The following is a 4,562-nucleotide window of genomic DNA, read 5'->3' as shown; positions in this document are numbered from 1 at the left end:
TACTCGATGTGCGGCCGGGCGTACTCCCCGCGCTTCCTGTGGATGTGGCCGAACGCCAAGATCTCCGTGATGGGCGGCGAACAGGCCGCGTCCGTCCTCGCGACCGTCAAGCGCGACCAGCTTCAGGCGCGCGGCGAGGAGTGGAGCGCCGAGGACGAGGACGCCTTCAAGGCGCCGGTCCGCGAGCAGTACGAGACCCAGGGCAACGCCTACTACGCGACCGCCCGGCTGTGGGACGACGGCGTGATCGACCCGCTGGAGACCCGGCAGGTGCTGGGGCTGGCGCTCACCGCCTGCGCCAACGCCCCGCTGGGCGAGCCCGGGTACGGCGTCTTCCGGATGTGAGGGAGCAGATGAGCGTCTTCGAGAGTGTTCTGATCGCCAACCGCGGTGAGATCGCGGTCCGCGTCATCCGTACGCTGCGCGCCCTCGGCATCCGCTCGGTCGCCGTGTACAGCGACGCGGACGCCGGTGCCCGGCACGTCCGCGAGGCCGACACGGCCGTACGGATCGGCCCGGCCGCGGCCGCCGAGAGCTACCTGTCCGTGGAGCGGCTGCTGGACGCGGCCGCGCGGACCGGCGCCCAGGCCGTCCACCCCGGATACGGCTTCCTCGCCGAGAACGCCGCCTTCGCCCGGGCCTGCGCGGACGCCGGGCTGGTCTTCATCGGCCCGCCCGCCGAGGCCATCGAGCTGATGGGCGACAAGATCCGCGCCAAGGAGACGGTCCGTTCGGCCGGCGTCCCGGTCGTCCCGGGCTCTTCCGGCAGCGGCCTGGACGACGCCCAACTGGCCGCCGCGGCACGGGAGATCGGGCTCCCGGTGCTGCTCAAGCCGTCCGCGGGCGGCGGCGGCAAGGGCATGCGGCGGGTGCGGGACGAGGCGCTGCTCGCCGAGGAGATCGCCGCCGCCCGGCGCGAGGCCCGCTCCTCGTTCGGCGACGACACCCTCCTCGTCGAGCGCTGGATCGACCGGCCCCGGCACATCGAGATCCAGGTCCTGGCCGACGGCCACGGCAAGGTGATCCACCTCGGCGAGCGCGAGTGCTCCCTCCAGCGGCGGCACCAGAAGCTCGTCGAGGAGGCCCCGTCGGTCCTGCTGGACGAGCCGACCCGGGCCGCGATGGGTGAGGCGGCGGTGCAGGTGGCCCGCTCCTGCGGCTACCGGGGCGCGGGGACGGTGGAGTTCATCGTGCCGGGCAAGGACCCCTCCTCGTTCTTCTTCATGGAGATGAACACCCGGCTCCAGGTGGAGCACCCGGTCACCGAACTGACGGTGTCCCTGGGTCCGGCCGGCGCCGGGGGCGGCCTCGACCTGGTGGAGTGGCAGCTGCGGATCGCGGCCGGTGAGCGCCTGCCGTACGCGCAGCGGGACGTCACCCTCACCGGGCATGCCATCGAGGCCCGGCTGTGCGCCGAGACCGTGTCCGTCACGGGGGGCGCCCCCCACTTCCTGCCGACCGGCGGCACGGTACTGGCGCTGCACGAGGCCGAAGGCGACGGGGTCCGCACGGACTCCGGTCTGAGCGAGGGCGGGGAGGTCGGCAGCCGCTACGACCCGATGCTCGCCAAGGTCATCGCGCACGGCCCGGACCGCGCGAGCGCGCTGCGCCGGCTGCGGGCCGCGCTGGCCCGGACGGTCACTCTCGGAGTGCCCACTAACGCCGGCTTCCTGCGGCGGCTGCTCGCCCACCCCGATGTGGTCTCCGGCGAGCTGGACACCGGCCTGGTGGAGCGGGCGGCGGCCGGGCTGGTGGATGACGGGGTGCCGGACGAGGTGTACGCGGCGGCCGCGGCGGTGCGGCAGGCCGCGCTCCGGCCGCGGGTGCCCGAGGGCGGCTGGCGCGATCCGTTCGCGGCCCCGAGCGGCTTCCGGCTGGGCGGCGCGGCGGCGCCCGTACGGCACTGGCTGCGGGTGCCGGGCCAGGAGCCGGTGGCGTACGACCTGCCGCCCGGCGCCCCCTTGGACGTCACACCGGACACCGTCCGGGTGAGCGTCGGCGGCGTCCTGCACACCTTCCACCGCAGCGGCGACTGGCTCGGCCGGGACGGCGACTCCTGGCACGTCCAGGATCACGACCCGGTGGCGGCGACGCTGGCCGGGACCGCCGGGGCGCACGGCGCGGACACTCTCGCGGCACCGATGCCCGGCACGGTCACCGTCGTCAAGGTGGCCGTCGGAGAGGAAGTCGCCGCGGGTCAGGGCCTGCTGGTGGTGGAGGCGATGAAGATGGAGCACGTCATCTCCGCGCCGCACGCCGGGGTCGTCACCGAGCTGGATGTCACCGCGGGCAGCGCGGTCGCCATGGACCAGATCCTGGCCGTCGTCGCACCGCACGAGCAGTCGCAGGAGCAGCCGCGGGAACAGTCGCGGGAGCAGTCGCACGAGCAGCCGGAGGAGACGCCGTGACCGCCGCCACCGGACTTCCCATGACCGTGCCCGCCGAGGGCCTGCCGGCCCGGGTGACGATCCACGAGGTCGGCGCCCGCGACGGCCTCCAGAACGAGAAGGCCGTCGTGCCCACCGAGGTCAAGGCGGAGTTCATCCACCGCCTGGCGGACGCCGGCCTGCCGGTGGTGGAGGCCACCAGCTTCGTCCACCCCAAGTGGGTCCCCCAACTCGCCGACGCGGAACGCCTGTTCCCCCTCCTCGACGACCTCGACCCCGACCGGCTCCCGGTGCTGGTGCCCAACGAACGCGGACTGGACCGCGCGCTCGCGCTGGGCGCCCGCCGGATCGCGGTGTTCGCCAGCGCCACCGAGTCGTTCGCCAAGGCCAACCTCAACCGGACGGTGGACGAGGCGCTGGCGATGTTCGAGCCGGTCGTCGCCCGCGCCAAGGACGCCGGGGTCCACGTCCGCGGCTACCTCTCGATGTGCTTCGGGGACCCCTGGGAGGGCCCGGTGCCGATCCCCCAGGTCGTACGGGTCTGCCGCGCCCTGCGCGACCTGGGCTGTGACGAACTGAGCCTGGGCGACACCATCGGCGTGGCCACCCCGGGCCACGTCCGGCACCTGCTCACCGCCCTCGACGGGGCGGGCGTGCCCGCCTCCGCACTGGGCGTGCACTTCCACGACACCTACGGGCAGGCCCTCGCCAACACCTTCGCGGCGCTCCAGCACGGCGTCACCACCGTCGACGCCTCGGCGGGCGGCCTCGGCGGCTGCCCGTACGCCAGGAGCGCCACCGGCAACCTCGCCACCGAAGACCTGGTGTGGATGCTGCACGGCCTCGGCATCGGCACCGGGGTCGACCTGGCACGGCTGACCGCCACCAGCGTGTGGATGGCCGGGGTTCTCGGCCGCCCGAGTCCCTCGCGCACTCTCCGCGCCCTCTCCCACAAGGAGTGACCCATGTCCCTGGATCACCGTCTCCCCGAGGAGCTGGAAGAACTCCGGCGTACGGTCGAGGCGTTCGCGCATGACGTCGTCGCACCGAAGATCGGCGAGTACTACGAAGCCCATGCGTTCCCGTACGAGATCGTGCGGGAGATGGGCCGGATGGGCCTGTTCGGCCTGCCGTTCCCCGAGGAGTACGGCGGGATGGGCGGCGACTACCTGGCGCTCGGCATCGTCCTGGAGGAGCTGGCCCGGGTCGACTCCTCGGTGGCCATCACCCTGGAGGCCGCGGTCTCCCTCGGCGCCATGCCGATCTACCGGTTCGGCACCGAGGAGCAGAAACGGCAGTGGCTGCCGAAGCTGTGCAGCGGCGAGCTGCTCGGCGCCTTCGGCCTGACCGAGCCGGACGGCGGCTCGGACGCGGGCGCCACCCGGACGACCGCGGTGCGGGACGGCGGAGACTGGGTGATCAACGGCAGCAAGTGCTTCATCACCAACTCCGGTACGGACATCACGGGGCTGGTCACGGTCACCGCCGTCACCGGCCGCCAGGCCGACGGAAGCCCGCTGATCTCCGCGATCATCGTGCCGTCCGGCACGCCGGGCTGCACGGTCGGCGCCCCGTACTCCAAGGTCGGCTGGAGCGCCTCCGACACCCGCGAGCTGTCCTTCACCGACGTCCGCGTCCCGGCCGGCAACCTGCTGGGCGAGGAGGGCCGCGGCTACGCCCAGTTCCTGCGGATCCTCGACGAGGGCCGGATCGCCATCGCGGCGCTGGCCACCGGCCTGGCACAGGGCTGCGTGGACGAGTCGGTGGCGTACGCCAAGGAGCGGCGGGCCTTCGGCCGGCCGATCGGCGGCCACCAGGCGATCCAGTTCAAGCTCGCCGACATGGAGATGCGCGCCCACACCTCCCGGCTCGCCTGGCGCGACGCCGCCTCCCGGCTGGTGCACGGCGAACCGTTCAAGAAGGAGGCCGCACTGGCCAAGCTCTACTCCTCCGAGATCGCGGTGGACAACGCCCGCGAGGCCACCCAGATCCACGGCGGCTACGGCTTCATGAACGAGTACCCGGTCGCCCGGATGTGGCGCGACGCCAAGATCCTGGAAATCGGCGAGGGCACCAGCGAGGTCCAGCGCATACTGATCGCCCGGGAGCTGGGTCTCTGAGGGGGTCCCTTTCGGGGGCTTCTCCTGGGGTTCCCTTACAAGGTGATCCAGGGGA

General features: G+C 73.1%; 4 protein-coding genes. All 4 read left to right on the top strand.

All coding sequences use genetic code 11. The features are described 5' to 3' along the window. Nucleotides 1-345, top strand: a 345-nt coding sequence (locus tag AZE13_RS16465; protein ID WP_309302196.1) for a carboxyl transferase domain-containing protein, incomplete at its 5' end; no start/stop codon positions are given. Nucleotides 346-353: 8 nt separating this feature from the next. Continuing rightward, complete coding sequence (locus AZE13_RS16460) at nt 354-2,408, top strand: biotin carboxylase N-terminal domain-containing protein (protein WP_066931722.1); 2,055 nt, start codon at nt 354-356, stop codon at nt 2,406-2,408. Nucleotides 2,409-2,428: 20 nt separating this feature from the next. Then, entirely contained in the window at nt 2,429-3,349 is a 921-nt protein-coding gene (locus tag AZE13_RS16455; protein ID WP_066931989.1) for a hydroxymethylglutaryl-CoA lyase, read from the top strand. Between the two features lie 3 nt (nt 3,350-3,352). Further along, entirely contained in the window at nt 3,353-4,507 is a 1,155-nt protein-coding gene (locus AZE13_RS16450; RefSeq protein WP_181690359.1) for an acyl-CoA dehydrogenase family protein, read from the top strand. Nucleotides 4,508-4,562 lie beyond the last annotated feature (55 nt).

This window comes from Streptomyces sp. NBRC 110611 (genome assembly GCF_001590865.1).
Taxonomy (GTDB): Bacteria; Actinomycetota; Actinomycetes; order Streptomycetales; family Streptomycetaceae; genus Streptomyces.
The sequence above is the reverse complement of the archived record's forward strand: the minus strand, read 5'-3'. Positions and strand labels throughout refer to the sequence as shown.

Excerpts from the sequence above, each read along its gene's own strand:
- AZE13_RS16460 (WP_066931722.1), top strand. The coding sequence starts at position 354 with ATGAGCGTCTTCGAGAGTGTTCTGATCGCCAACCGCGGTGAGATCGCG.
- AZE13_RS16455 (WP_066931989.1), top strand. The coding sequence starts at position 2,429 with ATGACCGTGCCCGCCGAGGGCCTGCCGGCCCGGGTGACGATCCACGAG.
- AZE13_RS16450 (WP_181690359.1), top strand. The coding sequence starts at position 3,353 with ATGTCCCTGGATCACCGTCTCCCCGAGGAGCTGGAAGAACTCCGGCGT.